The organism is Streptomyces sp. NBC_01296 (assembly GCF_035984415.1).
Classification (GTDB): Bacteria; Actinomycetota; Actinomycetes; order Streptomycetales; family Streptomycetaceae; genus Streptomyces.
On sequence record NZ_CP130720.1, the window covers coordinates 1,862,329 to 1,887,570 of the forward strand.

A 25,242-nucleotide genomic window follows, 5' to 3' on the forward strand; every position below is an offset into this window, starting at 1 on the left:
TTGTCCCCAGGAGCACCCGTGACGATCACCTCTCCCCACCTCGGCAGCTCGGAGGCGTGGACCGACGCCAAGCTGCTGTACGCGCTGGAAGAGGTGGTCGAGAAGGAACTCAACCGCCATCTGAAGGTCACCAAGGACTGGATGCCCCACGAGTACGTCCCGTGGAGCGACGGCCGGAACTTCCCGGGCTTCTTCGAGGACGGCGAGGCCTGGGACCCGGAGCAGTCCAAGGTCACCGACATCGGCAAGATCGCGCTGGTCGTGAACCTGCTGACCGAGGACAACCTCCCCAGCTACCACCACGAGATCGCCACGCTCTTCGGGCGCAACGGCGCCTGGGGCACCTGGGTGCACCGCTGGACGGCCGAGGAGGGCCGCCACGGCATCGTGATGCGCGACTACCTGCTGGCCTCGCGCGCCGTGGACCCGGACAAGCTGGAAGCGTTCCGCATGCAGCACATGTCGGAGGGCTTCGAGTCCGACAACCGCCACTCGATGCTGCACTCGGTGGCGTACGTGGCCTTCCAGGAACTCGCGACCCGCATCTCGCACCGGAACACCGGCCACCAGTCCGGTGACCCGGTCTGCGACCGGATGCTGGCCCGCATCGCGCAGGACGAGAACCTGCACATGATCTTCTACCGGAATCTGCTGGGCGCCGCCTTCGAGCTCGCCCCAGACCTGACGATGCAGGCCGTGCGGGACGTCGTGGTCAACTTCCGGATGCCCGGACACGGCATGCCCGGCTTCGAGCGCATGGCCGCCCAGATGGCGATCGGCGAGGTCTACAACCTGCGGATCCACCACGACGACGTGCTGAGCCCCGTGATCCGCTTCCTGAAGATCATGGAGATCGACGGTCTCGGCCCCGAGGGCCAGCAGGCCCAGGAGGAGCTGGGGCTCTTCATGAACGGCCTGGATTCCGAGGCCCGCAAGTTCGACGAGCGCCTGGCCGCCCGCGCGGCCCGTATCGCGGCCCGCAAGGCCTGACCGGACCGCTCGGACCGGTCACCGAAACCCTGGCAGAGCCGTACTCTGCCAGGGTTTCGCGTTGCGCAGCCGTCAAGCCCGCGCAGCCTTCGGACCCGCTCAGCTTTCGGGCTTGCGCAGCCTTCGGGCCCGCTCAGCTTCGCGTGCGCAGGGCGAGGCGCTCCGACTCCGAGAGGCCGCCCCAGACGCCGAAGCGCTCGTCGTTGGCCAGGGCGTACTCCAGGCATGCCACGCGGCCCTCACACGCCCCGCACAGCCGCTTCGCGTCCCGCAGGGACGAGCCGGGCTCCGGGAAGAAGAAGCCCGGGCCCGTCTGGGCGCAGAGGGCGAGGTCGTACCAGGCGGGCGCGGTGGTGGCAGTGGTGGCGGTAGCGGTGTTCATCGACATGCCGGAGATACTCACCGCCGTCGATGGACGTCCGATCAACGCCTGATCAACACCGGCCCGCTCCCCGACCGCAGCGGCGCCTCAGGCTCCCGCCGCGGGAGCGCTGGCTATGACCGCGAACCGCGCACCGTACGGGTCCGCCAGCTTCGCGAAGCGGCCGACGCCCTCCATGAACACCGGCGACAGCCGGACCTTGCCGCCCGACTCCTCGGCCTCGGCCGCCGTCACATCGCAGTCCGCGACCTCGAAGTACGGGGTCCAGTAGGGGCGTTCGGCATCCTCCACCGGGTCCGAGCCGATCGGGACCAGGCCGCCGAAGGCCGCCTCGTCGGGCGTGCCCGCCGCCTTGACCACGGTGTACGAGCCGCCTTCGAAGGGCATCTCGCTGATCTCCCAGCCGAAGACCGCGCCGTAGAAGGCCGCGGCCGCCTGCACGTCCCCCGTGTAGAGCTCGGTCCAGCACAGGGTGCCGACGTCGGTCACCGCGCCCAGGCCGGCGATCCTGCCCGGCTGCCAGATCGAGAACGTGACCCCCGCCGGGTCGGCGAAGATCGCCATCCGGCCGAGGCCCATGACGTCCCTGGGTTCGACCGCGACCGTACCGCCCGCCTTGACCACAGCGGCCGCAGTGGCCTCCGCGTCGGAGCTCTGGAAGTACAGCGTCCAGGCCGAGCGGACCTCCTCGGGCGCGACGGCCATGCCGCCCGCCACCGTCTTTCCGCCGAGGTGGAACATCGCGTATCCGCCGGCTTCCTCGCCGCCCGGCCGGAAGTCCCAGCCGAACAGTCCGGTGTAGAACCCGGCGGCGCCGTCGAGGTTGGGCGTGCCGAGGTCGACCCAGTTCGGGGAGCCGTCTTTGTAGTCCGTCGTGAGCATGACCCGTACTCCTTCCGTCCTCCCTACGAGCATGGCACCCGCCACTGACAGCGCGCTCAGTCCTCGTGCTTCGCGTCCTTGTGCTTCGCGTCTTCGTGCTTCGCGCGGCTCGGCTGGACGCGCTTCGGTTCGCCCGGCATCTTCGGGTAGTCCGGCGGGTACGGCATGTCACCCAGGCCGTGGTCGTGTTCGTGGCGGTCGGCCAGTTCGAGGGCCGCGTCCAGGGTGAAGGCGTGGTCGTCCATGTCCGCGTGCAGGTCGCCGAGTTCGGCGTAGCGCGCGGGCATGGTGGTGATGTCGAAGTCGCGGGGCTCGGCGGAGTCGATCTCGTCCCAGCGCAGCGGGGCCGAGACCGGGGCGTGCGGGCGCGGGCGCACGGAGTAGGCGGAGGCGATGGTGCGGTCGCGGGCGGTCTGGTTGTAGTCGACGAAGATCCGCTCGCCGCGCTCCTCCTTCCACCACGCCGTGGTCACCTTCCCGGGCATGCGCTGTTCCAGCTCGCGGCCGATCGCGATCGCGCAGCGCCGGACCTCGGTGAAGGTCCAGCGGGGCTCGATCGGGACGAAGACGTGCAGACCGCGCCCGCCCGAGGTCTTCGGCCAGCCGCGCAGGCCCAGGTCCTCCAGTACGTCGCGCAGCTCGTGGGCGCAGATCACCGCGTGGTGGTAGTCGGTGCCCGGCTGCGGGTCCAGGTCGATGCGCAGCTCGTCGGGCCGGTCGGTGTCCTCGCGGCGCACCGGCCAGGGGTGGAAGGTCAGGCAGCCCAGGTTGGCGGCCCACAGCACGGCGGCGGGCTCGGTCGGGCAGATCTCGTCGGCCGTCCGCCCGGAGGGGAATTCGATGTGGGCGGTCGGGATCCAGTCGGGCAGGTTCTTCGGGGCGCGCTTCTGGAAGAAGGACTCGCCCTCCACGCCTTCGGGGTAGCGCTCCAGGGTGGTGGGCCGGTTGCGCAGGGCGCGGGTGATCCCGTCGCCCACGGCCAGGTAGTACTGCGCCACGTCCAGCTTCGTCAGGCCCCGCTCGGGGAAGTACACCTTGTCCGGGCTGGACAGCCGCACCGTCCGCCCGCCCGCGTCCAGCTCGATCGCATTACCGGATGCACCCATGTGCGCCACGGTAGGCGGACCCGGCCAGGTGTGCATACCGGGCGGATCGGGGTGTACCGCCGCAGAATCTAGGCATGGATCTGCCCGTGATGCCGCCCGTGAAGCCGATGCTCGCCAAGTCGGTGGCCAAGATCCCGCCGGGCATGCAGTACGAGGCGAAGTGGGACGGCTTCCGGGCCATCGTGCACCGCGACGGCGACGAGGTGGAGATCGGCAGCCGCACCGGCAAGACCCTGACCCGGTACTTTCCCGAGCTGGTGACCGCGCTGAAGGACAACCTGCCGCCCCGCTGCGTGGTGGACGGCGAGATCGTCATCGTTCACGGCGGGCGGCTCGACTTCGACCGGCTGACCGAGCGGATCCATCCCGCGCAGTCCCGCGTCGACATGCTGGCGCAGAAGACCCCCGCCAGCTTCGTCGCCTTCGATCTGCTCGCGCTCGGCGACGAGGCGCTCCTCGAGACCCCGCTCGCCGACCGCCGCACCGCCCTCACCGACGCCCTGTCCACCGCTCGGCCCCCCGTTCATCTCGCGCCCGCGACCACCGACCCCGCGCTCGCGCAGGAGTGGTTCGAGCGGTTCGAGGGCGCCGGGCTCGACGGGGTGGTCGCCAAACCGCTCGATCTGCCCTACCGGCCCGATGCCCGTCTCATGTTCAAGATCAAGCACGAGCGTACGGCCGACGCCGTCATCGCAGGATTCCGTTTCCACAAGAGCGGTCCGATCGTCGGATCGCTGCTCCTGGGCCTGTACGACGCCCACGGCGCCCTCCAGCACGTGGGGGTCTGCGCCGCCTTCCCCATGAAGCGCCGCGCCGAGCTGGTGGACGAGCTCGCACCGCTGCGGATGGCCGACACCACCGGCCATCCGTGGGCCGCCTGGGCCGAGGAGTCCGCCCACGAGAGCGCCCGGCTGCCCGGCGCGCAGAGCCGCTGGACCGGCAAGAAGGATCTCTCCTGGGTGCCGCTGAGCCCCGAGCGCGTCTGCGAGGTGGCGTACGACACCCTTACCAACAGCGTAGACGGTGGCGAAGGAGGAAGGTTCCGGCACACGGCCCGGTGGCGCCGATGGCGCCCCGACCGGACCCCGGAGAGCTGCACCTACGACCAACTCGAGGAAGTGGTGGGCTACGACCTGGACGAGGTGTTGGGCATCAAGGGCACGTAGACACGGCCGGTTTCCCGTTCTCTCAACCGTGATCGCTTGACCCTGGGGTCACTGGCTCGGGAGCATCGAACGCGGCACTCCGCCGCACGGGAGAGGGGAACCGGAAGCCATGAAGGTGACCAAGCTGATCAGCACCTGTGACCTCAAGGACTGCCCGACGATCTACGCGACCGACAGGGGCACGTTCCTCGTCCAGGGGGAAACGCCGACTGACCACGGCCTCAAGATTCCCGCTCACGAAACCCTCGTCGAGATCCCTGTCGAGCTGATCAAGAAGGCCATCGCCGATGGCCTCATCTAGCACCCTCGCCGAACTCTTCGAGCGGTTCCGGCACGAGGCGTTCCGCCTGGAGACCCTGGACGACTACAGCGGCTCGGGGAACGTGGACGCCTACCGGGCCTTTCAGGCCGGTCAGCCGCAGCCCGAGGGCTATAACGCCGGATGGGTCGCGGAGCTGCGCGGCCTGGCCCACGAGGGCAAGCGCGTGTACCGCGTGCACGTCCTCAAGCGACCCCTCACGGAGTACCTCCGCTTCGAGCTGGGATGGGGCTACCGGACGAACATGACCGGCGGGGAAGAGTTCTTCATCCTCGACGTGACGGACGCTCCCAACCCGCTCGAAGGCGTCCCGGACTTCTGGCTCTTCGACTCCACGGACACGGCCGTCATGGGCTACGACGACCACGGCGCCTACCAGGGAGCGCAGGTGCTCCCCGCGACCGAAGCTGACCGGTTCGTCGGCTACAGGGAACTGGCTCTCGCCCACGCGGAGCCGTTCATCGACTGGTGGGCCAAGTACGGCCAGTGAACAAAGCACAGCTTGGGGCCGCGCTGCGGGCACTGCGAGAGGCATCCGGGAAGGAAGCCAAAGCGGTCGCCCGTAGCGCCCTCATGTCCCCGTCCAAGCTGTCCAAGATCGAGAACGCGAACCTCCTCCCGAGCGCCACGGACGTGGAACGCATCCTCACCGCCATAGGTGTCTCGGACGCCATCAAGGCTGAATACACGGAAGCCGCCCGCGCAGCCACCACGGAGGCCACCGCGTGGCGCCTCCTCAAGCGAGCCGGCATTCACAAGGGCCAGCAGGCCGCGAAGGCCCTAGAAGCCCAAATGGCCACGCTCAGGCTCTTCCAGCCCGCCCTGGTCCCCGGACTGCTCCAGACACCCGAGTACATCCGGGCCATCCTTCAGCGCCACAACCTGAGCGGAGACGCCCTCACCCGCACCATCAGCGGAAGGCTTGAGCGGCAAGCCGTCCTCTTCGACAGCACGAAGAAGCTCCGCTTCGTCATCACCGAACCCGTGCTTCGGTGGCGGATCGTCTCGCCGCAGATGATGGCCGCACAGCTCGACCGGATCGTCTCCGTGTCCCGCTTGGCTCACGTAGACATCAGCGTCGTACCGCTTTCCGCCCCACAGACCGACATCGCGAACCACGCCTTCGTCATCCGCGACGACCGGATGGTGACCGTCGAAACCGTGCATGCCGAGATAGTCGTAACCGACCCTCGGGACGTTGAAATGTACGTCCGCAAGTTCGAAGGATTCGAGAACTCGGCCCTGTCGGGCGACGGAATGCGGAGCCTCGTCGAGAGCCTCCGAGACGGATTCTTGACGGAACAGGAAACAGGCTAGGAACGCCAATCTCCCCTGGTCACTATTGCTGCCAACGCAGCGAAGGCGACCGCGAGGGGTACGACATGGCAAGGGCGAAAAAGGCAGAGGCCCCGACGCTTGACCGGGACGAGTGGGAGTACCTGACCTACGCGCCCGGCCACAAGTGCTCGGCCTGCTCCCGTACGGTCAAGCCGCTCGACCCTGTCCGCCGGGGAGCCGTTGACCGCACGTCGGGTGCGCCCGCCGTCGTCTACCGGCACAACGAGTGCCCGACGACGCAGACCGTGGCCGCCTGATGGAGATGCAGGTATGGCGGGACGGCCACGCACGGGCCACTGACGCACTCGAATCCCTCCGCGCGGCCCTCGGGGCTCTCGGCATCCCTGAGGACATGTGGACCGGAATGCGCCCCACGGTGACGTTCAACGGCCTGCCGTACGTCCACCTGGGGATGCTCCCGGCCGACGTGGTGGAGCAGATAGCCGAGGCCCTGAGGCTTACGAAGACTTCCGCTCACTAGGGGCGGGAGACGGCCTTACGGGGCCGTCAGCAGATCAGGAAGGGCAACGATGACCGACCTGTACGCGCTCAACATCGACACGGCCGCGTTCTCGAAGGCGTGCGGTGGCAACACTCACCCGGACGGCGAGGCGTGCGTGACGCTCGCCAAGATCGGCCCGGACGCGTGGGCCATGGGTGACAGCAAGCGGCCGGACGCGGAGCCGCTGCGCTTCACCACGGCGGAACTGGACGCGGCGGGCATCGACCCCGCGCGGTTCGATCTCTCCGCCTAGTCGCGCCGCCTGTCGGACGGCGCTGATCCACGGCACCACCTGAACTGACGGCCCTGCCCTCTTCGCCGACGGGTGGGGCCGTCGCCATCTCTCGGAACGCACGACGGGCAACGCCCAGAGCTTGGAGCACCGGTGCACCACCACGGCTACGCATGGCTCGGAGAGAAGCAGGACTTCGACAAGGAAGGCGTCCGCCGCCCTCCGGGTGGGCCTCCGACCGTTGGCAGTCCGCAAGAGGTCATCGACCGGTACCGGCAGGCCGTTGCCGAGTTCCCCGTGAGTGGCATGCCGCCGATCCAGACGGCGCACTGGCTGATGAAGCCGCCCTCGACGATCCGAGGGACGTGGGAGGAGCCGAAGGAGGCCGGCGAATGGCTAAGCCTCCAACTCGCAGAGTTCGCACCAAGATGCGCTGCCGAGGCAGAGCGCGACGTGACCCGCCTCGTGGTCCTGGTGGGAGCCGCTGTGGAGCGGCTGACGTGGGGTGGCGACGTATCCCTCGGCCACTACCTCAGCGGCACCGTGTTCCATTCCGTAGCCGTGGTGACCTGCTCCCCGAACCGCGCCGAACCAGGGTTGCTCTGCCCACTGAGTTAGGGCTCGTTCCGGAACGGCTCAGGCAGTCCCTCCTCCGATCGAGTGGGGAGAGGCCAACTCGAAGTAGAGCCTCCCCGTAACGTTACGGGGAGGTCGCCTCACTACAGGGAAGCCGTCATCGTCGCTTCCAGAACGCCATGAGCTCAGCCAACGCTCGGATGATCTCCGGTCGATGGCCAGGTTCCGCGTTACGCAGCGCGATCACTAGCGCAGCCAGGAACATGAAAACCAAGAGGGCGAAGAACGCAAGCATCACGTTCGGCCCAGTAATGGCGAGTTCCTGCATAACGGCCCACATCGCCCCTCCAGGACGGTAAGGCCGTCGCCTTCGAGAGGGCGTGCCAGGGCACGGAAACCTCAACGAAGACAGACGGAAGTGTCTGTCAGAAAACACAGCCGCCCGCCAGCTGCGCCCCCCGCCAGGTCGGCGAGTGGTGTTCGTTGAGGTCGTGATGACCTTGAATGTCTCAGATGTAAATGGTGCGGGCTGATGTGGTGTCTCACCACCACGGCTATCCGGAGGCAGTGGAAGTGCACTCCGGATGAAGTCTTGCTTCTAGGCTTGTTGCTACGCGATCTTGATCAACCCTCTTGCATGCCGACACGGCGAGACGCCGACTAGCACATGGTTCGAGCGGTATCACAAGAGCGTTTACAAGCTACTACGCCCGCACGGAGTATGACAACAGCCCTGATCAGTCAGCATGTTGAGGAAGCAGCGCTGTCCGATCACAACGGGTCTGGTGCAGGTTAGCGTTAGCTCGTGGCGGCTTAATGGTTCGCGCCCGCGCGTCCATCTCGCGCTGCACCTGCTGAAAGAGGCCCATCGTGATGAGCGGCTTAGCCCGACTGTTGCCGTGGCTGTCTTCGCCAAGGAGGTTCGCGCCCGAACGGAGCATGTTCTTCACCGTGCGGTGATTCCACTGCCCCCTACCTGTAGACGTGGGCACATGGAGGTCTAGCCATGCGGCGATCCGCAGGTACGACCAACCGCCGGTCCCGTCCTCTCCGAAGAGGAACGTCTCGATCATCCAATGAAGGACATCTACGGGGGACCAAGTCCTACGGTCGGCAACGGTCGAGAAGAGCGGCACCGTGTCTGGTACGAGCCGCCAGTTGCCCTTGCCGCCCGTGATTCGGTAGCCGTACGGAACCGTTCCGCCGTGCCAGCGGCCAGCCTCCCGAGCGCGCGCCCGAGAGTCCCGGTTTCGCGGCTGGATCGCTTCCCACTCCCACCCACCGACCATGGCGAGCAGCTCGGCATGAGCCTTACCCGCCCTGGTTCGGGTGTCCACTCCGTCAGCCGAGACGAGGAACTTGCCGTTCTCCTTGCACCACTCGAAGAACAGGTAGATGTCTACGGGGCGGCGGGTGAGTCGGTCGATCTTCTGGACGGCGATGCCGTCGTACAGGTCCGGCTTCTTTAGCCAGGGCCCGAGAGCGGGGCGCTTGAAGAGGTGGACTTCCCGGCCGGATACGTCCCGGTCACGGGCGATCTCCACCAGGACCCCGCGATGCCTCGCGGCTACGCCCTCGACGTCCTTCTCCTGGCCGTCGAAGGAGTCGGACCAGTCCCGACCCTTCGACTCGCGCAGCGCCCCCAGTAGACGTACCTGGTCCATGTGCGGATCTTCCCTCCATGCCCCGGCCCTCGCCTGTCGAGAGCCGTTGGAAGGGGGCCGGTACGCGGTGGCGTACGACCACATGGAGGGCGACCGCTTCCGGCACACCGCCCAGTTCCGCCGCTGGCGGCCCGACCGGGCACCGGAGAGCTGTACGTACGCCCAGCTCGAGGAGGTCGTCGGCTACGACCTCGCCGAGGTCCTCGGCCCGACCGCCGACGCGTAGGCGGCCTCCCCCGGCCGGGCGCCGGAGGCACCCCGCCGTCGGGAGCCCGCCGTCAGGAGCCCGCCGTGAGCTTCGCCCACTCCTCCCGGTCCGGGCCCACCAGGTGCGGTGCGTAGTCCGGCCGGTCGGCCAGCCAGCGCGCCACCCGGGCCCGGACCTCCGGGTCCGCGTACGCCCGCTCCGGCGGCTCGGCCAGGTGCCGGACCCGCGCCCGGGCCCGCATCACCTCGGGGTCCTCCAGGGCGCACTCGAACAGCGCGGCCACCTCACGGGCCGTCCCCGACCGCCCGGCCCGGGTCGCGAACCGCTCGCCGATGGCCGCGTCGGCCACCACCTGGAAGTCGAACCACGGCTTCAGGGTGCGCACGGCCCACGCGTGGTACTCGGCGGCGAACGACGCCGATCCCGGGTCCCGGTGCGCCGTACGGGCCACCCTGCGGGCGGCCCACAGCGCGAGCGAGGTGCCCTGCCCGAGCGTCGGGTTGGTGTGCGTGATCGCGTCCCCGACCGGCACGAGTCCGGTCGCCACCGGCCCCTGCTCGTCGACGAGCGCGCTCCACCGGTTGTCCAGGCTCGCCGTGGCCAACACGCCGGACAGCGGTTCGGCGCCCAGGTCCAGCCAGGCCGCACCGGGCGGGAAGGCCCGGGCGGCGGCCTCGAAGACGGCGGGGTCGCGCAGCGCCGAGCGGGTGGTGTCCCGGGTGTGGACGAACAGCGTCACGGCGAACACCCGGTTGTCGGCCGGGAACACCGCGCACCCGGCGAAGGTGCCGCCGGTCACCGCCCAGGGCCGGCGCGGCCCTTCCTCGAGCCCCTCGGGCAGCCGGTACCAGCGGCAGAAGTACGCCAGCCCCGTACGGTGGCGTTCCACGACCGCCGGGCGGCAGCCCGCCGCGGCCAGCAGCCGCTCGACCCCGCCGCGCCGCCCGCCCGCGTCCACGACGAGGTCCGCCGCGTACGCACCGTCCTGCGTGGTCACGCCCGTCACGCGCACCCCGCAGGCCCCGGGCCCGGTCGTGGTGGTCAGTCCGGTCACGGGCTCCCCGTGGTGCATGACGGCCCCCGGTTCGGCGCGCAGGGCCGTGGCGAGCGCGCTCTCCAGGACGATGCGCCGGGCCTGCAGCATCACGAGGTCCTCGTCGCCGGGCCGCGCCGGCGGGCGTACCTCGAACCAGTCCAGCTCGTGCCGTTCGCGGGCGCCGAGCCGCAGCATCTCCGCGTGGACGTCGGGCAGTTCCTCCCGCAGCACGGTGCGGGCCGCGCCGAGCAGGGCGTGCGGCTGGGTGGCCTGCGGGACTCCGGGCCGGTGCCAGCCGAAGAAGTCCCGCTCGAGTGCGGCGCCGGGGGCGCGCGTGTCCCGTTCGAACAGTTCGGCGGTGTGTCCGTGCCGCGCCGCGAGCAACGCGGTCGCCAGCCCTCCGACACCTCCGCCGATGACCAGCACATGTGCCATTGCGTGCCCCCCGAGCCTCTGAGCCGATGAAACGGTACGAAGATCAGACCGCTCAGAGCTTGCACGGGCGGGCCCTGACCGAAACCCGCACACCTGTCCGATGCGCTATGCCTCGCCCGCGCTCCGGCCCGCGCGGTGGGCCTCGAGGGCCCGACGGGTCTCCTCCTCGATCAGGTCGGTGTTGATCGCCACGGCCGCACGCACCCCGGCCGCGGCCGCCCCGGCCAGCTGGTCCATCGGGCCGGCCACGTTCCCGGCGGCCCAGACGCCCCGCAGCGCGGTGGCCCCGGTCGCCGGATCCGCTTCCAGGCAGGTGCCGATCGCCACCCCGGCCCGCTCCACGGTGGCGACGGGCAGTCCCAGACTCGCCGCCACCCCGGCGCGGGCGGTGAACCGCGGCCCCACCACGAGGGCCGTGCACGCCACGGCCCCTCCGCCGGCCAGGGCCACCCCGGCCAGCCGGCCGTCGGCGATGTCGAGGCCGGTCACCTCGCCCTCCGCCACCGCGATACCGAGGGCGGCCAGCAGCTCCCGGTCCTCGCCGGTGAGCGGCCAGGTGTGGGACAGCAAGGTGACCCGGTCGCTCCAGTTCCGCCACATCTGCGCCTGGTGCACGGCGACCGGACCGGTGGCCAGCACCGCGATCGGCTCGTCCCGGACCTCCCAGCCGTGGCAGTACGGGCAGTGCAGCACGTCCCGCCCCCAGCGCTCCCGGAGCCCCGCGATCTCCGGCAGCTCGTCCACCAGGCCGGTGGCGATCAGCAGCCGGCCGGCCCGGACCGCCGACCCGTCGGCGCACCGGACCAGGAAGCCGCCCGCGGGCAGCCGGTCGGCCGCGATTGCGGTGCCGGCCGCCCCGGACCGGATCCCGCCGCCGTACCCGGCGACCTCCGCCCGCCCCACGGCCAGCAGCTCCGCCGGGCTCGCCCCGTCCCGGCCCAGGTATCCGTGCAGGTGGGCGGCGGGGGCGTTGCGGGGGCTGCCGGAGTCGAGCACGAGTACCGAGCGGCGGGCCCGGGCCAGGGTCAGCGCCCCGGCGAGTCCGGCGGTCCCGCCGCCCACGACCACCACGTCGAAGCCGCTCGGTGCCAGGTCCCTGCCGATGCCGATGTCGATGCCGATGCCGATGCCGTCCGTTGCGTTGTCCATACCGGCGAGGGTGCGGCCGCAGGCGCCCGCTTGACAAATGCTCTTGCCGAACCGGCAAATGGAGCCATGGCCAACGAGGAGCAGCCGGACCGGCAGCGGGACGACCGGCGGCAGCAGGACGACGAGGAACTCGCGGACGTGCTGACCGCCGTCGGGCCACGGCTGCGCGCCCTGCGCCTGCAGCGCGGGAGCACCCTCGCCCAGCTCGCCGAGGCCACCGGAATCTCGCTCTCCACCCTCTCCCGGCTGGAGTCCGGGCAGCGCCGGCCGACTCTGGAGCTGTTGCTTCCGCTGGCCAAGGCGCACCGCGTGGCGCTGGACGAGCTGGTCGGCGCGCCGGAGACGGGCGATCCGCGGATCCGCCCGCGCCCCTTCGTCCGGCACGGCTGCACGTACGTGCCGCTCAGCCGGAATTTCGGCGGGGTGCACGCGTTCAAGCAGATCCTGCCGCCCCTGGACCGGCCGCCGCTCGACCCGGAGCTGCAGGTCCACGAGGGCTACGAGTGGCTGTACGTGCTCTCGGGGCAGGTCCGGCTGCTGCTCGGCGAGCACGACCTCGTGCTCGGCGCCGGGGAGGCCGCCGAGTTCGACACCCGCACCCCGCACGCGTTCTTCAACGCGGGTCCGCAGCCCGCCGAGTTCCTGAGCCTCTTCGGACCGCAGGGCGAGCGGATCCACGTACGCGCCAGACCCACCACCCCACCGAAGCAGGAAAGCGGAGCAGAGTGATGACGACGCCGAACGACCGGCCCGAACGCCCCGCGCGGGCCGTCCCGCAGCCCAACGCCGTCGTCGGCGTCGGGCTGGTCGTGGCCGACGCCGAGGGCCGGGTGCTCCTCGGGCAGGCGCACGACGGCCGCTGGGAGCTGCCCGGCGGGAAGGTCGACCCCGGGGAGAGCTTCGAGCAGGCCGCCGCCCGGGAACTGGCCGAGGAGACGGATCTGCGGGTGGCTCCCGAGGACGTCCGGATCCTGACCGTCCAGCTCTCCCCGAAGGCCGGGGTGACCCGTCTGACCGCGGGGGCCGTCACCACCCGCGCCGAGGGCACCCCCCGGGTCACGGAGCCGCACAAGATCCTGCGCTGGCAGTGGTTCGCCCCGGACGGGATCCCGGACGCCCTGTACGCCCCCTCGACGGCGGTCCTGCGCGCGTGGCGCCCCGAGCTCGGGCCGACCCTGCCGCCCGTCCCGTCGTACGACTACCCGACGGAGCAGGACCCGACGGAGCAGGACCCCACGGCGTAGGGCCCTGCGGCGTACGGCCCTGCGGCGTACGGCCCTGCGGCGTACGGCCCGAGGGCGCAGACCCGCCCGCAGAGGGCCGCCGGCCTGCTGTGACATCTCCCACCCCCTCTTGCCACGGGAAAGAAGGCATACCTAAGTTCAGACGTATGGCCCCACACCACCCCACACCCCCCACCGGCCCGGGTACCCCGGCGCTGGTCGACTTCACCGTCGACCTCACCGCGCAGGAGGTGCTCCGCCGGGCCCAGGTCATGGAAGCCCTCGGCTCCGACTGGGACCCGATCGAGGTACTGCGCGGCGAGGAGGCGGCGTACGACCTGCTGTACTCCGGCCTCGACGAGGAGCAGCAGCGCGTGTACGACGACCTGGTCGCGGCCGGCGTGCTGCCCTCGCGCGGGGGCGGCCATGCTGCCGCTTGACCCGCAGGCGGACCTCGGGCGCCGCGCGTGGGTCAGCTGTCCGAGCTGCAACGACAGCCGCGGGTGCGACCCGTGCGAGCAGCAGCGCACGTGCTCCGACCACTGGCGCTACCTGCTGTCCAACACCGGCAGCCTGCTGCACCTGCAGTGCCCTTCCTGCACTCACGTCTGGGTGCACGAGAGCGGTTTCGGCGCGACCCGTTCCCTGTGGAACCGCATCACGAGCGGCCGCACCGGGCTCTGACCGGGGCGTTCACCCGGCTGTCGGCCCGGGACGGCGGATCACACACCCGCCGGGGCCCTCTGCGCGAAGTGGCCCTCGCGCAGGTCCTCCGCCAGCAGCCGCTTCGCGATCGCGTCGGCCGCCGCCCGGAGTTCCTCGCTCCGCGGGCGTCCGCGGTCCTTCTCCAGCTGGTCGCCGAGCCAGTCGCCCCACGCCTTCGAGATGGTCGCCGCCTCCCGCTCCCCCGCCGGCGTGAGCGTGAAGAAGGTGCCCTCGCGGGTCAGGTACCCCTCCTCGATCATCCGGTCGAAGACGGGCAGCAGGACTTCCGGGGGCACGGAACGGCGCGAGGCGACGAGCCCGAGGCTGGCATGGCCGACGGTGCGGGTCATGAGCTCCACCTGCATCACCGTCCAGGCGCCCGCCATGTCCAGCCGGGTGTCCGAGGCGTTCACGATCGCCCGCGCCGTCTCCGGCCCCATGTTCCGCACGAGCGTGCCGACCGCCAGCTCCAGCAGTTTGGCCGAGTTGCCGGAGGCCGTGGCCGGTGAGGCGAAGCCGTCGCCCATGTCCGTCGAGGCCGCGCGGGCGGTGTCGCGCAGCCGGACCTGTTTGAGGAAGAGCGCGACGACGAAGCCGATCCCGGCCACCGGAACGGTCCACAGGAACACCGTGTGCAGCGTCTGCGCGTACGCCTCGACGATCGGCTCGGCCGCCGCCGGGTCGAGCCCGTGGACGCCCTTGGGGCTCTGGGCCGCCTCGGCCAGCTGGGCCGGATCGCCCCCGGTGGCCCGGGCGGCCTCGGCGACCGCCTCCTCCAGCGCCGGGCCCAGGGTGTTGGCGTAGATCGTGCCGAAGACGGCCGTGCCGAACGAGCTGCCGAGCGTACGGAAGAACGTGACACCTGACGTGGCGGTGCCGAGGTCGGCGTAGTCCACGGTGTTCTGCACCGCGATCGTGAGGACCTGCATGCACAGGCCGATCCCGGCACCGAGCACGAACATGTACAGCGATTCCAGCCAGGCGCTGGTCCCCGGGCCCATCCGGGACAGCAGGTACAGCCCGATCCCCATCACGAGGCAGCCCACGATGGGGAAGATCCGGTACCGCCCGGTCTTGCTGGTGACGTTCCCGCTGAAGACCGACGCGATCAGCAGGCCGATCACCAGCGGCAGGGTCCGTACGCCCGAGACCGTGGCCGAATCCCCGTCCACGAACTGCAGGTACGTCGGCAGGAACGTCATCGCGCCGAGCATCGCGAAGCCGACCACGAAGCTGAGCACCGAGCAGACCGTGAAGACCGGGTTGCGGAACAGCCGCATCGGCAGCATCGGTTCCGCCGCCCGCGTCTCGACCAGGCAGAACAGGGCCAGGGCCAGCACGCCGAGCACGAAGAGCCCGATGATCGTCGCGGAGCCCCAGGCGTACTCGTTCCCGCCCCAGCTGGTGGCCAGGATCAGCGCGCTGGAGCCCACCGCGACCAGGGCGATGCCCAGGTAGTCGATGCGGGTCCCCCCGGCGGCCCGGACCGAGGGGATCGTCCGGGCCGCCGCGATCACCACCAGGATCGCGATCGGGACGTTGACGTAGAACGCCCAGCGCCAGGTCAGGTGGTCGGTGAACAGGCCGCCGAGCAGGGGCCCGATGACGGTCGCGACCCCGAAGACCGCGCCGATCGCGCCCTGGTACTTGCCGCGTTCGCGCAAGGGGACCACGTCGGCGATCAGGGCCATGGAGGTGACCATCAGGCCGCCGGCGCCGACGCCCTGGACGCCCCGCCACAGGATGAGCAGGGACATGTTGCTCGCCAGGCCGCACAGGAACGAACCGGTGATGAAGACGATCGCCGAGATCTGGAAGATCAGTTTCCGGCCGAAGAGGTCGCCGAACTTGCCCACCAGCACCGTCGCGACGGTCTCCGCGAGCAGGTAGGAGGTCACCACCCACGACATGTGGTCCCCGCCGCCGAGATCCGCCACGATCGTGGGCAGGGCGGTGCCGACGATCGTCTGGTCGAGGGCCGCGAGCAGCACGCCCAGCATGATCGTGCCGAAGACGACATTGCGCTGCCGCCGGTCGAGCTCGGGAGGCGCCGCGGCTGCGGCGGAGGCTTCGGCGGGGGCAGTGGTCACATCTCGCACTCTCACAGCGCCCCCACCCCGCCGCATGCGCACTGGACCGTACGAGGGACCCCGCCGGGCTCCCGGGCGCGGGATCAGCGCAGGTAGGCCAGTCCCGGGTGCGTGGCCGCGTAGCCGTCCAGGAGCCGCCGGGCCACTGCGACCGAGTCCACCAGCGGGTGCAGCGCGAAGGCCTTGACGGCGGCGGCCCGGGAGCGGCTCGCGGCGGCCGCGAGGACCTCCCGCTCGACCGCCTTGACGGAGGTCACCAGGCCCACCGCGTGCAGCGGCAGCGGGTCCACGGCCACCGGGTGGGCGCCGTTCGCGTCGACCAGGCAGGGCACCTCGATGACCGCCTGCGCGTCGAGCACGGACAGGGTCGAGCGGTTGCGGACGTTGAGGATCAGCGTGGCCCGCTCGTCCCGGGCGATGGCCCGCATCAGCGCGAGCGCGACCTTCTCGTACCCGCCGGACTCCAGATCGCTCTCGTCGCGCTCGCCCGTGCCCGCCGCCCGGCGGTTCTCGGCCATGTACGTGGCCTCCCGCTCGGCCCTGGTCCGGTCCCAGGCGGCCAGTGCCGCCCCGGCCGGCCGGTCTGCCCGGCCCGCGTCGGCGTAGAACCCGCGCTGCTGGTCGAGCAGGAACGCGCCGCGGGTCTGCTCGGCCTCCGTGTACGCCCGTACGGTGTCACGGTTGAAGTAGTAGTAGTGCAGGTACTCGTTCGGGATCGCGCCGAGCGAGCGCAGCCACTCGGCCCCGAACAGCCGGCCCTCCTCGAAGGACTCCAGCGCCTCGGTGTCGGCCAGCAGCCGGGGCAGTTCGTCACGGCCGCCGATGCGCAGCCCGCGCAGCCAGCCCAGGTGGTTGAGGCCGACGTAGTCGATCCAGGCCTCGTCCGGGCGGGCGCCGAGCAGCCGGGCGACGCGCCGGCCGAGCCCCACCGGGGAGTCGCAGATCCCGATCACCCGGTCGCCGAGCTCCTCGGCCATGGCCTCGGTGACCAGCCCGGCCGGGTTGGTGAAGTTGATGACCCAGGCATCGGGGGCGCTGCGGGCGATCCTGCGGGCGATCTCCCGGGCGACCGGTACCGTCCGCAGGCCGTACGCGATCCCGCCCGCGCCGACCGTCTCCTGGCCCAGTACGCCCTCGGCCAGGGCGACCCGCTCGTCCGCGGCGCGCCCCTCGAGGCCGCCGACGCGGATGGCGGAGAAGACGAAGTCGGCCCCGCGCAGGGCCTCGTCGAGGTCCCCGGTGGCGGTGACGGCCGGGGCGTCGGGCGCTTTGGAGGCGGCCGCCTGGTCGGCGAGCACCCGGGCCATGGCGCCGAGCCGGGCGGGATCCTCGTCGTACAGGGTCACCTGGGAGACCCGGCCCTCGGCATGGTCGCCGAGCAGTGCACCGTAGACCAGCGGTACCCGGAATCCGCCCCCGCCGAGGATGGTCAGCCGCACGCCCTACCGCCCTTCGCCCGTGCCACGATCGGTGCCACGATCCGTGGCATCCGCTCCGCGACACGTGATCGACACATGTTGGAGGGCTCCAGTGTCCCCTGCCGGGCGGTGCGGCGGGGGGCTCGGCCGGCTCAGTCCTCCAGCGACGGGACGGCGCGCAGCCGGGGTCCGTGGTGGAGCGGGGCGGCGGTTCCCGGGACCGGACCCGTCGCCGCACCCTGCGGTGCCGACAGGATCATGGTGATCCGGGTGAGGCCCATCCCGTCGAGCATCCGGCTGGATTCGGCCACCAGCCGGCAGCGTACGTGCCCCCAGCGCGGGTCCCAGTGGCGGACGGTCCGCACGGCCCCGTCGCGCTCGGCGGCGTCGGCCCCGTGGGTGCTCAGCCAGTGCGGCACCCCGTAACGGTAGGCCGCTTCCATGAAGGGGTCGCGGGCCACCTCCTGGCGGATGCTGTTCAGGCCCTCGTCCTCCGGGGCGGCGGCGAGCGCGTTCGCGAACTGGGCCAGCAGCGGGACGCACCAGGCCGGTTCGTGGTCCTCCAGCACGGCCGCGGCGTCCGGGTGGAACAGCACGAAGCGCAGGAAGTTGTCGTCCGGCAGGGCGGTCGGATGGGGGCGCACCGACTGGAAGAGCTTGTCGAACGCCGAGTTGGTGAGCGCCACGTCCCAGCGGTGGTCCACCAGGAAGCTCGGGTAGGGCACGGCCTCCATGAGGGCCGCGTAGTCGCACAAGTAGTCGCGCTGGGCCGGGTCCTGGGGCAGCCGGCTCTCCTCGGCCGCCCGCCAGGTCGGCGGCGGGTCGCGGTCGACCATGACGCGGAAGAGCCAGAAGCACTGCCGCTCGCTCATCTCCAAGGCCTCGGCCAGGGCGAGCAGTTTGCGGTCCGTCCATTCCTTGACCAGGCCGCGCTCCCAGTTTCCATAGGCGCGGACGCTGATGCGGAGCCGGGCGGCGAGGTCCTCCTGGCTCAGGCCGAGCTCCTCGCGCCGCTGGCGCAAAATCTCCTTGCGTCGCTCCGACCGCACTGCGCCGCGTACGGACTCCTCGCCCGCCAGGCGCTCCTCACCGGCTCGGGCGAGGCCATCGGACGGGCCCACCGCTGCGAGATGTGGCACCGAGAGCTCCCCCTCTTCACGGTCTGGATCTTCAATTGCCTGTGGCGATCCTGCTACCGACTTCATTCGAGTGTCAACTATCGTGGCAATTCCAGCCTCTTGACAGCTCATTCCCGCCACAGCTGTGGCAAGTTCTGGCCCTGCGGCGGGTCCTCGGCTAGATTCCAAAAGCCGACCATGTGCCCGTACCGACCCGCCGCGATCTAGGAGAACCACTGGTGACAGACGGCTTCCCGGCTCCCGTCGCGGTGGCCAACGCGCCCCTGGCAGCCACCGTCACGCGCGTCGCCGAACTCGCGGGCAAGATGGGCCGCGACCTGAACAAGGTCTTCGACCTGCGCCGCCTCTCGGAGGCCTCCGGCGTCCCCGCCGACGTGGTCAGGTCCCTGCTGGACGGCCGGCCCGCCGTCGAGCCCTGCCTGCAGACGCGCTTCCTCCAGCGTCTCGACCTGCTCCGGCGCACCCGGCTGAAGCCGAACGGGCGCCGCTACACCCAGCAGGAGATCGCGGACGGCGCCGGCATGTCGCGGCAGCAGGCCGGCGCCCTGATCAACGGCGACCGCCGGCCCACCATGGAGCACTGCGACGCGATCCAGCGCTTCTTCGGCGTCCACGCCGGGTTCCTCACCGCGCACGACGCGGAAGCCCTCACCGACGCGCTCCAGCGGACCGAGCAGCAGCTGCTCCAGGACTTCGCGGGCCGCACGCGCGAAACCGTACCCGCCCCGGCGGCTTCGACCGGCGATCCGCTGGCAAGACTCCTGCAGAACCACGGTGTGCGGGGCATCGCCTGGCGCGCCGCCCAACTGCCCAGCGACAAGCACCGGGACAAGGTGACCGAATGGCTGGACATGCTCCTCGAAAGCGTCAAACCGAATGAATGATGACCCAGTCGAGAGTCTGGGTCTGATCCTTGAGTCCTGATCCGGATCCGCGCCGACGGGGAGAACGGTGAGCATAGGCAGAGAGCAGCGCCGGTTGTGCAGCGAACTGGTGGCCGGGCTCCGGCTGACGGCGCCCGTGGAGCCCGTGGACCTCTACGCCGCCCTCTGCGAGGGCATGAGCAAGCACCGCGGCCGCCGGGTGGACTTCCGGATGGCCTCGTTCCCGCCGGGGACGGCCAGCGGCCTGTGGCTCGACATGGCGGACCGCGATCTGGTGGTCATCGAGGAACGCACCGCGCCGGACCACCAGCTGGTCATCCTGGGCCACGAGCTGTGGCACATGAAGGCCGGCCACTGCAGCCACCACGTCGACGGAGCCGCCGTCGCCGCCCGGCTGCTGACCGACGAGGCCGATCTCGGCGAGACCGTCCGGCGCGTCGCCGCGCGCACGCGCGCCGACGTCTCGGAGGAGACCGAGGCGGAGACGTTCGGTTTACTGCTGGGCAGCCGCTGCCGGACCTGGCTCGCCGGTTCCGCGAGCCACCGGGCGCCCGCACAGCGTGACCAGTTGGCGGGCCGCATCGAGGCCTCGCTCGGATACCGGGGGCACAGGAACGACCGTTGAACGGCCAGGACTACTACATACCGGCAGCCGCCCTGGCGGTCTCACTCGCCTTCAAGCTGCCGGCACTACGGAACAACTGGCGCGACCCGCTCCTGCGGTCGGTCTGCGCCCTGCTGATCCTGGCCGGATCGGTGTTCACCTTCGCCGCTCCGCCCACCATCGAGGCGGTCAACCGCTGGACCGGTGTCACCAACTTCTCCGCACCGCTCGTTTACTGCCTGATCACCCTGTTCAGTGCCGCCTGCCTGGTACTGATCGTGAACTGGCGCGGCGGCCCTCCCGAAGCGACCCGGCGCATCTCGCGCCGCTGGATCCTCGGATACGCCGCGGTCGTCGTGGTGCTGGTCGTGCTCTTCCTGCTCGGCGAGACCCCGGTCGAGCGGCTGCGCGACTTCGACACCTACTACGCCAACACCCCGTACATCCAGCAGATGATCGCCCTCTACCTGACGGCGCACCTGGTGGCGGCCGTCGTGATGGTGGCCATGTGCTGGCGCTGGTCCCTCCAGGTGCACGGCTGGCTGCGGATCGGCCTGATGATCATCGTCTCGGGCTACATCTTCAACCTCAGCTACGACGCCACCAAGATCTCCGCGGTCGTCGCCCGCTGGGCCGGCCACGACCTCGACGGCCTGAGCACCTTCATCGCCCCGCCGCTCGCCTCCATCGGCGCCCTGATCAGCGCGATCGGCTTCGTACTGCCCCTGCTGTGCCAGCGGCTGTCCGACAGCTGGCAGACCTGGACGACGTACCGGCGGCTCGGCGCGCTGTGGAACGAGGTGCAGATCGGCGCCCCCAGCGGCACGCCCTGCGTGCAGATGTCCTGGTGGGCCCCGGCCGAACTGCGGGTGATCCAGCGCGAGTCGGACATCCACGACGGATTCCTGCACCTCGGCCCGTACTTCGACCTGGGCCGCCGCGAGGAGGCGTACACGCGGGCCCTCGCGGGCGGGGCGGAGGAGGAGACGGCGCGCGCGGTCGCCGACGCGGCGATGGTCGCGGCCGCCGTCCGGGCCCGCTCGGCGGACCCGGAGGGTGCGGTCATCGGGGCCAGCGAGGAGAGCGTCCTCGACACCTTGGGCAGCGCGCGCGACCTCGTACGGATCTCCCACGCGCTGCGGCATTCGCCGGTGGTGGCGGCCGTACGCCGGCAGGTCGCGCTGACGGGGAGCGGACCGGCCTGAGCCGGCCCGCCGGTACCGCTCCCGCGGCCGCAGGGGATCAGCGTTCGGCGGCCGCGGCCAGCGCCACCTTCGGGAACAGGTCCTGGAACGGACCCGCGGAATCGATTCCGTCCCGGCCGTAGGGTGCGTCGAAGCTCCACACCATGAACAGCAGGAACACGATCAGCGCGCTGAACAGACCCGCCAGCAGCAGCTCCCGCCCGGACCGGCGGATCTGCAGGGTGAAGATCAGCCCCACCGTGACCAGCCCGCCGACCAGCAGCCCGAACCACACCACGCCCGGCAGGGTCGACTCGTCGGCCTGCACGCGCGAGTGCCGGGCGTCGTCGGCGGCCGCGATGTGGTCCAGCAGCGGCTGGTAGGCCTGCGCCTGCAGCTCGCTCGCCGGGCTCTGGTGGGTGACGTCGCTGCGCAGCTTGCCGAGCAGCTCGGCGCCCTGGGGCGAGGCGCCCTGGCCCGAGGTCAGCAGCGGCCAGTCCACGGCGACGGTGTGGGAGACGTACGCGTCGACCTCGCCGCGGATCCGGTCGCGGACGGGGGTCGGGTAGACGTCGGCGCGCTGGGTGACCTCGTACAGCGACTGGGCCTCGCGGCGCACGCTGTCCTCGGCGGCGCCACGCGCCTCCCAGACGCCGGCGATGGCCAGGCCGAGCACGATCGCGTAGACCACGCCCACCATCATCGTCATGTACTCGATGACGTCGGGGGTTTCGCTGGTGTCCTCGTCCTCCGCGACCCGGCGGTGCCGGAGCGCGGTACAGGCGAGGACGAGGGCGCAGACGAGCGCCATGGCGACGGCCAGGACCAGCCATTCGGACACGAGGGTTCTCCCGTTGGTGGATCGGTGGGTGGGTGCGGGGCGGCCGCGTCAGCCGCGGCTCTTGGAACGCGGCCGCAGCGCGGCGGCGGCGAGCACGGCCGGGGTGGTGACGACGACCATGAGCATCACGGTGGACATACCGCCCGGGCCGCGCCGCTCCAGGGCGATCGAGTGGTGCGGACGCACGTGGAAGGCGCGCACGGGCGCGGCCACGGCTGCGGGCCGGGGCGGGGCCGGTGCTTCGGCCGGCGCCGGCTCCGCCACCTCCTCGGGACCCGGCGCGGGCGGCGCGGGCTCCGGCTCCGCGGCCCTTGCCTTCGCCGTAGGCCGGGGCGGCTCCGGCGGTGCGGGGGCGGCGACGGCCGGCGCGGGGCGCCGCCCCGGGTGGTGCACGGTCGGCCGCTCGGCGCCGGGCAGCACGGCCCGTACCGGAGGCCGGACCGCAGGGGGTGTGGCGGCGGGGGGCGTGACGGCGGGCGGCCGCGGCTGCCCGGTCGGCACGCACACGTCGAGCCGGGCCCCGTGGCCGTGGCCGGGGAAGGGCCCCGGGCCGTCGTCCGCGACCGCCACATGGCCCTGCAGCGGGCAGAGCGCCGCCACCAGGCCTGCTCCGGCGAAGTACTGCCAAGCGGTCACCGCGCGTCCTCCCGTTCCGCCGGCCGCCCCCGGCGGTAGCGGGGGGACGGTTGTGAGGGTTTCGGCTGAAGAAACGATCACGGGAGCGCTTCGATACGCTGCAGACGCGTCAAGATCCCCGACGGAGGGGCTACTTCAAGCCATCGGCGGCAGCAGGGCGGGCGGCGGCCCTAGCCAAGAGAGAACGCGGGGCCGGTGACCATGAGCCCGAGGTCGTGGCCGGCGTAGGCGAAGAACGCGAACAGGACCAGGGCCGCGCCGCCGAGCGACACGTCCTTGAAGAACTGGGACTGCTCCATCATCTTGGCCTGCGGGTCCTTCTCGGCCCAGAAGCCGTGCATCAGGACGGCGACGGAGAAGGAGAACGCGGCCAGCAGCAGCGCCCCGATGTCGGCCCACAGGCCGACGCCCACGCTCACGGCGCCGACGAGCATGACCAGCCCGCTGGCGACGGTGGCGGGGACGGCGAGGGGCAGTCCGCGGGATGCCGCGTATCCGGCCATCGCCTTGGTCTGGGTCAGGTGGTTCACCCCGGAAGCGGCGAAGAGGCCGATGAACAGCAGACGGCCGATGAGCACCAGCACATCCATGATGACCTCCGTAGAGCACCAGGTTGTCCTTTTTGCGGCTCGTGCTCTCATAAAGACCATTAACCTGCCCGGCCTATTCCGCCACTGCACCCGGCGTCCCCCGGCGGGCAGGGGGTACGGCGAAGGGGCGCGACCCCGGAAGGTCGCGCCCCTCGGCTCGGACGGAGGAGGTCAGCCGGCCTCGGTGCCGCCGAAGCGCTCGCGGTAGGACTCGAGGTCCTCCTCGGTGATCCGCGCGAAGAGCACCGGCGGCACGGTGAACGGCGTGCCCGCCGCAACCGCGTCCAGCGACCTGGCCTGCTCCGGGGTGATCCACGTCGCCGTGTCGTCGGCGAGCGCGAAAGCGGAGCGCATGACGCGCGCCGAGGCGGGGATGAACGGCTCCGAGACCACCGAGTAGAGGTGGATCAGGTTCATCGCGGTGCGCAGCGTGAGGGCCGCGCCGTCCAGGTCGGTCTTGACCTCCTGCCAGGGGGCCTTCTCGTCGAGGTACGCGTTGCCGGCGGACCACAGCGCGCGCAGCGCGGCCGCGGCCTTGCGGTACTGGAGGGACTCCATGTGGCCCTCGTACTCGGCCAGCAGCTCGGCGATCTGCTCGCCCAGCTTGGCCTCGACCTCGCCGGCCGGGCTGCCGGCCGGGACCTCGTCGCCGAACTTCTTGCGGGAGAAGGTCAGCACGCGGTTGACGAAGTTGCCGAGGGTGCCTCCGAGGTCCTTGTTGACCGTGGCCGCGAAGTGCTCCCACGTGAAGGACGAGTCGTCGGACTCGGGCGCGTTGGCGATGAGGAAGTAGCGCCAGAAGTCGGCCGGGAGGGTCTCCAGCGCCTGGTCGGTGAAGACGCCGCGCTTCTGCGAGGTGGAGAACTTGCCGCCGTAGTACGTCAGCCAGTTGAAGGCCTTGACGTAGTCGACCTTCTTCCAGGGCTCGCGGGTGCCGATCTCGGTGGCGGGGAACATCACCGTGTGGAACGGGACGTTGTCCTTGGCCATGAACTGCGTGTAGCGCACGTCCTCGGCCTCGTACCACCAGGACTTGTAGTCGCGGGTGGCCGGGTCGGCGTCCGCCCACTCCTTGGTGGAGGCGATGTACTCGATCGGGGCGTCGAACCAGACGTAGAAGACCTTGCCGTCGGCGGCCAGTTCGGGCCACGTGTCGGCCGGGACCGGGACGCCCCAGTCGAGGTCGCGGGTGATCGCGCGGTCGTGCAGGCCCTCGGTCAGCCACTTGCGGGCGATGGAGGACGCCAGCTGCGGCCACTCCTCCTCGTGCTCCGCGACCCAGGCCTCGACCTCGTGCTGGAGCTTGGACTGGAGGAGGAAGAGGTGCTTGGTCTCGCGGACCTCGAGCTCGGTGGAGCCGGAGATGGCCGAGCGGGGCTCGATCAGGTCCGTGGGGTCCAGGACGCGGGTGCAGTTCTCGCACTGGTCGCCGCGGGCCTTGTCGTAGCCGCAGTGCGGGCAGGTGCCCTCGACGTAGCGGTCCGGCAGGAAGCGGCCGTCGACCGGCGAGTAGACCTGCCGGATCGCGCGCTCCTCGATGAAGCCGTTCTCCTGCAGCCGGCGGGCGAAGTGCTGGGTGATCTCGGCGTTCTGCTGCGAGGAGCTGCGGCCGAAGTAGTCGAAGGACAGCTCGAAGCCGTCGTAGACCGCCTTCTGGGCGTCGTGCGCCTGCGCACAGAATTCGGCGACCGAGACGCCGGCCTCCTTGGCGGCGAGCTCGGCGGGGGTGCCGTGCTCGTCGGTGGCGCAGATGTACAGGACGTCATGGCCGCGCTGGCGGAGGTACCGGGAGTACACATCCGCCGGAAGCATCGACCCGACCATGTTGCCCAGGTGCTTGATCCCGTTGATGTAGGGAAGCGCGCTGGTGATCAGGTGTCGAGCCATCCTCGGATGCTCCATTTCATCTATGCGGTGACAACGTGCCGTGACGGATTGTGATG

Annotated in this window: 30 protein-coding genes and 1 pseudogene; 17 read left to right on the forward strand and 14 right to left on the reverse strand. The window is 70.9% G+C overall.

From position 1 onward, the window contains the following. The first annotated feature begins 18 nt into the window (after positions 1–18). Positions 19–990 (forward strand): acyl-ACP desaturase, encoded by a 972-nt coding sequence (locus tag OG299_RS08715; RefSeq protein ID WP_266634910.1) that lies wholly within the window; start codon positions 19–21, stop codon positions 988–990. A 133-nt stretch (positions 991–1,123) separates the two neighbouring features. On the opposite strand, the gene OG299_RS08720 is transcribed toward OG299_RS08715, so the two are convergent. The 3 genes from OG299_RS08720 to ligD form a co-directional block, all read right to left on the reverse strand. Next, positions 1,124–1,378: a WhiB family transcriptional regulator gene (locus tag OG299_RS08720; protein WP_266634908.1), complete on the reverse strand. Its 255-nt coding sequence runs from the start codon at positions 1,376–1,378 to the stop codon at positions 1,124–1,126. 81 nt (positions 1,379–1,459) lie between these two features. Continuing rightward, entirely contained in the window at positions 1,460–2,254 is a 795-nt protein-coding gene (locus tag OG299_RS08725; RefSeq protein WP_327361132.1) for a VOC family protein, read from the reverse strand. 56 nt (positions 2,255–2,310) lie between these two features. Further along, positions 2,311–3,360: a non-homologous end-joining DNA ligase gene (ligD, locus tag OG299_RS08730; RefSeq protein ID WP_266634904.1), complete on the reverse strand. Its 1,050-nt coding sequence runs from the start codon at positions 3,358–3,360 to the stop codon at positions 2,311–2,313. Between the two features lie 74 nt (positions 3,361–3,434). Between ligD and OG299_RS08735 the strand changes: the two genes are divergently transcribed. The 8 genes from OG299_RS08735 (at position 3,435) to OG299_RS08770 (ending at position 7,535) form a co-directional block, all read left to right on the forward strand. Then, the gene (locus tag OG299_RS08735; protein WP_327361133.1) at positions 3,435–4,526 is read left to right on the forward strand and encodes an ATP-dependent DNA ligase; all 1,092 of its coding nucleotides are present in this window, start codon (positions 3,435–3,437) and stop codon (positions 4,524–4,526) included. Between the two features lie 109 nt (positions 4,527–4,635). Then, positions 4,636–4,827 (forward strand): hypothetical protein, encoded by a 192-nt coding sequence (locus OG299_RS08740; protein WP_327361134.1) that lies wholly within the window; start codon positions 4,636–4,638, stop codon positions 4,825–4,827. Beyond that, on the forward strand, positions 4,814–5,335 hold the full coding sequence (locus OG299_RS08745) for a DUF6879 family protein (protein WP_327361135.1): 522 nt from the start codon (positions 4,814–4,816) through the stop codon (positions 5,333–5,335). The genes OG299_RS08740 and OG299_RS08745 overlap by 14 nt, the downstream gene beginning before the upstream one ends. Next, positions 5,332–6,162: a helix-turn-helix domain-containing protein gene (locus OG299_RS08750; RefSeq protein ID WP_327361136.1), complete on the forward strand. Its 831-nt coding sequence runs from the start codon at positions 5,332–5,334 to the stop codon at positions 6,160–6,162. Before OG299_RS08745 ends, OG299_RS08750 begins: the two co-directional genes overlap by 4 nt. Before the next feature lie 65 nt (positions 6,163–6,227). Then, positions 6,228–6,440: a hypothetical protein gene (locus OG299_RS08755; protein WP_327361137.1), complete on the forward strand. Its 213-nt coding sequence runs from the start codon at positions 6,228–6,230 to the stop codon at positions 6,438–6,440. After that, positions 6,440–6,664, forward strand: a complete 225-nt coding sequence (locus OG299_RS08760) for a hypothetical protein (RefSeq protein ID WP_327361138.1) — start codon at positions 6,440–6,442, stop codon at positions 6,662–6,664. Before OG299_RS08755 ends, OG299_RS08760 begins: the two co-directional genes overlap by 1 nt. A 49-nt stretch (positions 6,665–6,713) precedes the next feature. Further along, on the forward strand, positions 6,714–6,938 hold the full coding sequence (locus OG299_RS08765) for a DUF397 domain-containing protein (RefSeq protein ID WP_327361140.1): 225 nt from the start codon (positions 6,714–6,716) through the stop codon (positions 6,936–6,938). A gap of 132 nt (positions 6,939–7,070) precedes the next feature. Next, positions 7,071–7,535 carry a hypothetical protein gene (locus tag OG299_RS08770; protein WP_327361141.1) on the forward strand — a complete coding sequence of 155 codons (465 nt, stop codon included), beginning with the start codon at positions 7,071–7,073 and terminating at the stop codon, positions 7,533–7,535. A 115-nt stretch (positions 7,536–7,650) separates the two neighbouring features. On the opposite strand, the gene OG299_RS08775 is transcribed toward OG299_RS08770, so the two are convergent. Then, positions 7,651–7,821, reverse strand: coding sequence for a hypothetical protein (locus OG299_RS08775; RefSeq protein ID WP_327361142.1), 171 nt, complete (start codon positions 7,819–7,821; stop codon positions 7,651–7,653). A 409-nt stretch (positions 7,822–8,230) separates the two neighbouring features. Continuing rightward, positions 8,231–9,157 (reverse strand): recombinase family protein, encoded by a 927-nt coding sequence (locus tag OG299_RS08780; protein WP_327361143.1) that lies wholly within the window; start codon positions 9,155–9,157, stop codon positions 8,231–8,233. Positions 9,158–9,224: 67 nt separating this feature from the next. Here OG299_RS08780 and OG299_RS08785 point away from each other — a divergent pair. Then, positions 9,225–9,383, forward strand: a pseudogene (locus OG299_RS08785) (ATP-dependent DNA ligase); the annotation flags it as partial. A 52-nt stretch (positions 9,384–9,435) separates the two neighbouring features. Here OG299_RS08785 and OG299_RS08790 read toward each other — a convergent pair. Further along, positions 9,436–10,836, reverse strand: a complete 1,401-nt coding sequence (locus OG299_RS08790) for an NAD(P)/FAD-dependent oxidoreductase (protein WP_327361144.1) — start codon at positions 10,834–10,836, stop codon at positions 9,436–9,438. A gap of 105 nt (positions 10,837–10,941) precedes the next feature. Continuing rightward, positions 10,942–11,985 (reverse strand): NAD(P)/FAD-dependent oxidoreductase, encoded by a 1,044-nt coding sequence (locus OG299_RS08795; protein ID WP_327361145.1) that lies wholly within the window; start codon positions 11,983–11,985, stop codon positions 10,942–10,944. 66 nt (positions 11,986–12,051) lie between these two features. On the opposite strand from OG299_RS08795, the gene OG299_RS08800 reads away from it, so the two are divergent. From OG299_RS08800 to OG299_RS08815, 4 genes are all read left to right on the forward strand, one after another. After that, positions 12,052–12,714 carry a helix-turn-helix domain-containing protein gene (locus OG299_RS08800; RefSeq protein WP_266634896.1) on the forward strand — a complete coding sequence of 221 codons (663 nt, stop codon included), beginning with the start codon at positions 12,052–12,054 and terminating at the stop codon, positions 12,712–12,714. Beyond that, a complete protein-coding gene (locus OG299_RS08805; RefSeq protein WP_327361146.1) occupies positions 12,714–13,229 on the forward strand; it encodes a nucleotide triphosphate diphosphatase NUDT15 in 516 nt (171 codons plus the stop codon). The genes OG299_RS08800 and OG299_RS08805 overlap by 1 nt, the downstream gene beginning before the upstream one ends. A 146-nt stretch (positions 13,230–13,375) precedes the next feature. After that, positions 13,376–13,648, forward strand: a complete 273-nt coding sequence (locus OG299_RS08810; RefSeq protein ID WP_030292833.1) for a DUF6400 family protein — start codon at positions 13,376–13,378, stop codon at positions 13,646–13,648. After that, the gene (locus tag OG299_RS08815; RefSeq protein WP_266634891.1) at positions 13,635–13,892 is read left to right on the forward strand and encodes a hypothetical protein; all 258 of its coding nucleotides are present in this window, start codon (positions 13,635–13,637) and stop codon (positions 13,890–13,892) included. Before OG299_RS08810 ends, OG299_RS08815 begins: the two co-directional genes overlap by 14 nt. Positions 13,893–13,930: 38 nt before the next feature. Here the strand turns inward: OG299_RS08815 and OG299_RS08820 are convergent, their stop codons facing one another. The 3 genes from OG299_RS08820 to OG299_RS08830 all read right to left on the reverse strand — a co-directional run bounded on the left by OG299_RS08820 (position 13,931) and on the right by OG299_RS08830 (position 18,560). Beyond that, the gene (locus OG299_RS08820; RefSeq protein ID WP_327361148.1) at positions 13,931–16,003 is read right to left on the reverse strand and encodes an MDR family MFS transporter; all 2,073 of its coding nucleotides are present in this window, start codon (positions 16,001–16,003) and stop codon (positions 13,931–13,933) included. An 83-nt stretch (positions 16,004–16,086) separates the two neighbouring features. Then, entirely contained in the window at positions 16,087–17,442 is a 1,356-nt protein-coding gene (locus OG299_RS08825) for a 6-phospho-beta-glucosidase (RefSeq protein ID WP_327361149.1), read from the reverse strand. Positions 17,443–17,573: 131 nt separating this feature from the next. Then, positions 17,574–18,560 (reverse strand): helix-turn-helix domain-containing protein, encoded by a 987-nt coding sequence (locus OG299_RS08830; protein ID WP_266634887.1) that lies wholly within the window; start codon positions 18,558–18,560, stop codon positions 17,574–17,576. A 218-nt stretch (positions 18,561–18,778) separates the two neighbouring features. On the opposite strand from OG299_RS08830, the gene OG299_RS08835 reads away from it, so the two are divergent. From OG299_RS08835 to OG299_RS08845, 3 genes are all read left to right on the forward strand, one after another. Further along, positions 18,779–19,444 carry a helix-turn-helix domain-containing protein gene (locus OG299_RS08835; RefSeq protein WP_266634886.1) on the forward strand — a complete coding sequence of 222 codons (666 nt, stop codon included), beginning with the start codon at positions 18,779–18,781 and terminating at the stop codon, positions 19,442–19,444. Positions 19,445–19,511: 67 nt separating this feature from the next. Then, complete coding sequence (locus tag OG299_RS08840) at positions 19,512–20,069, forward strand: toxin-antitoxin system, toxin component (RefSeq protein ID WP_266634885.1); 558 nt, start codon at positions 19,512–19,514, stop codon at positions 20,067–20,069. Further along, the gene (locus tag OG299_RS08845) at positions 20,066–21,253 is read left to right on the forward strand and encodes an MAB_1171c family putative transporter (RefSeq protein ID WP_327361150.1); all 1,188 of its coding nucleotides are present in this window, start codon (positions 20,066–20,068) and stop codon (positions 21,251–21,253) included. Before OG299_RS08840 ends, OG299_RS08845 begins: the two co-directional genes overlap by 4 nt. Positions 21,254–21,290: 37 nt before the next feature. Here the strand turns inward: OG299_RS08845 and OG299_RS08850 are convergent, their stop codons facing one another. From OG299_RS08850 to metG, 4 genes are all read right to left on the reverse strand, one after another. After that, a complete protein-coding gene (locus OG299_RS08850; protein WP_266634883.1) occupies positions 21,291–22,073 on the reverse strand; it encodes a bestrophin-like domain in 783 nt (260 codons plus the stop codon). A gap of 48 nt (positions 22,074–22,121) precedes the next feature. Then, positions 22,122–22,709, reverse strand: coding sequence for a hypothetical protein (locus OG299_RS08855; protein ID WP_327361151.1), 588 nt, complete (start codon positions 22,707–22,709; stop codon positions 22,122–22,124). Between the two features lie 170 nt (positions 22,710–22,879). Further along, positions 22,880–23,299, reverse strand: coding sequence for a DoxX family protein (locus OG299_RS08860; RefSeq protein WP_266634879.1), 420 nt, complete (start codon positions 23,297–23,299; stop codon positions 22,880–22,882). 171 nt (positions 23,300–23,470) lie between these two features. Continuing rightward, complete coding sequence (metG, locus tag OG299_RS08865) at positions 23,471–25,186, reverse strand: methionine--tRNA ligase (protein WP_266634877.1); 1,716 nt, start codon at positions 25,184–25,186, stop codon at positions 23,471–23,473. Between the last annotated feature and the right edge of the window lie 56 nt (positions 25,187–25,242).

What these genes read in the sequence shown, in the direction of transcription:
- OG299_RS08720 (WP_266634908.1), bottom strand. Translation starts at nt 1,378, where the DNA reads ATGTCGATGAACACCGCTACCGCCACCACTGCCACCACCGCGCCCGCC.
- OG299_RS08725 (WP_327361132.1), bottom strand. Translation starts at nt 2,254, where the DNA reads ATGCTCACGACGGACTACAAAGACGGCTCCCCGAACTGGGTCGACCTC.
- ligD (WP_266634904.1), bottom strand. Translation starts at nt 3,360, where the DNA reads ATGGGTGCATCCGGTAATGCGATCGAGCTGGACGCGGGCGGGCGGACG.
- OG299_RS08735 (WP_327361133.1), top strand. Translation starts at nt 3,435, where the DNA reads ATGGATCTGCCCGTGATGCCGCCCGTGAAGCCGATGCTCGCCAAGTCG.
- OG299_RS08740 (WP_327361134.1), top strand. Translation starts at nt 4,636, where the DNA reads ATGAAGGTGACCAAGCTGATCAGCACCTGTGACCTCAAGGACTGCCCG.
- OG299_RS08745 (WP_327361135.1), top strand. Translation starts at nt 4,814, where the DNA reads ATGGCCTCATCTAGCACCCTCGCCGAACTCTTCGAGCGGTTCCGGCAC.
- OG299_RS08755 (WP_327361137.1), top strand. Translation starts at nt 6,228, where the DNA reads ATGGCAAGGGCGAAAAAGGCAGAGGCCCCGACGCTTGACCGGGACGAG.
- OG299_RS08760 (WP_327361138.1), top strand. Translation starts at nt 6,440, where the DNA reads ATGGAGATGCAGGTATGGCGGGACGGCCACGCACGGGCCACTGACGCA.
- OG299_RS08765 (WP_327361140.1), top strand. Translation starts at nt 6,714, where the DNA reads ATGACCGACCTGTACGCGCTCAACATCGACACGGCCGCGTTCTCGAAG.
- OG299_RS08775 (WP_327361142.1), bottom strand. Translation starts at nt 7,821, where the DNA reads ATGCAGGAACTCGCCATTACTGGGCCGAACGTGATGCTTGCGTTCTTC.
- OG299_RS08780 (WP_327361143.1), bottom strand. Translation starts at nt 9,157, where the DNA reads ATGGACCAGGTACGTCTACTGGGGGCGCTGCGCGAGTCGAAGGGTCGG.
- OG299_RS08790 (WP_327361144.1), bottom strand. Translation starts at nt 10,836, where the DNA reads ATGGCACATGTGCTGGTCATCGGCGGAGGTGTCGGAGGGCTGGCGACC.
- OG299_RS08795 (WP_327361145.1), bottom strand. Translation starts at nt 11,985, where the DNA reads ATGGACAACGCAACGGACGGCATCGGCATCGGCATCGACATCGGCATC.
- OG299_RS08800 (WP_266634896.1), top strand. Translation starts at nt 12,052, where the DNA reads ATGGCCAACGAGGAGCAGCCGGACCGGCAGCGGGACGACCGGCGGCAG.
- OG299_RS08805 (WP_327361146.1), top strand. Translation starts at nt 12,714, where the DNA reads ATGACGACGCCGAACGACCGGCCCGAACGCCCCGCGCGGGCCGTCCCG.
- OG299_RS08810 (WP_030292833.1), top strand. Translation starts at nt 13,376, where the DNA reads ATGGCCCCACACCACCCCACACCCCCCACCGGCCCGGGTACCCCGGCG.
- OG299_RS08815 (WP_266634891.1), top strand. Translation starts at nt 13,635, where the DNA reads ATGCTGCCGCTTGACCCGCAGGCGGACCTCGGGCGCCGCGCGTGGGTC.
- OG299_RS08860 (WP_266634879.1), bottom strand. Translation starts at nt 23,299, where the DNA reads ATGGATGTGCTGGTGCTCATCGGCCGTCTGCTGTTCATCGGCCTCTTC.
- metG (WP_266634877.1), bottom strand. Translation starts at nt 25,186, where the DNA reads ATGGCTCGACACCTGATCACCAGCGCGCTTCCCTACATCAACGGGATC.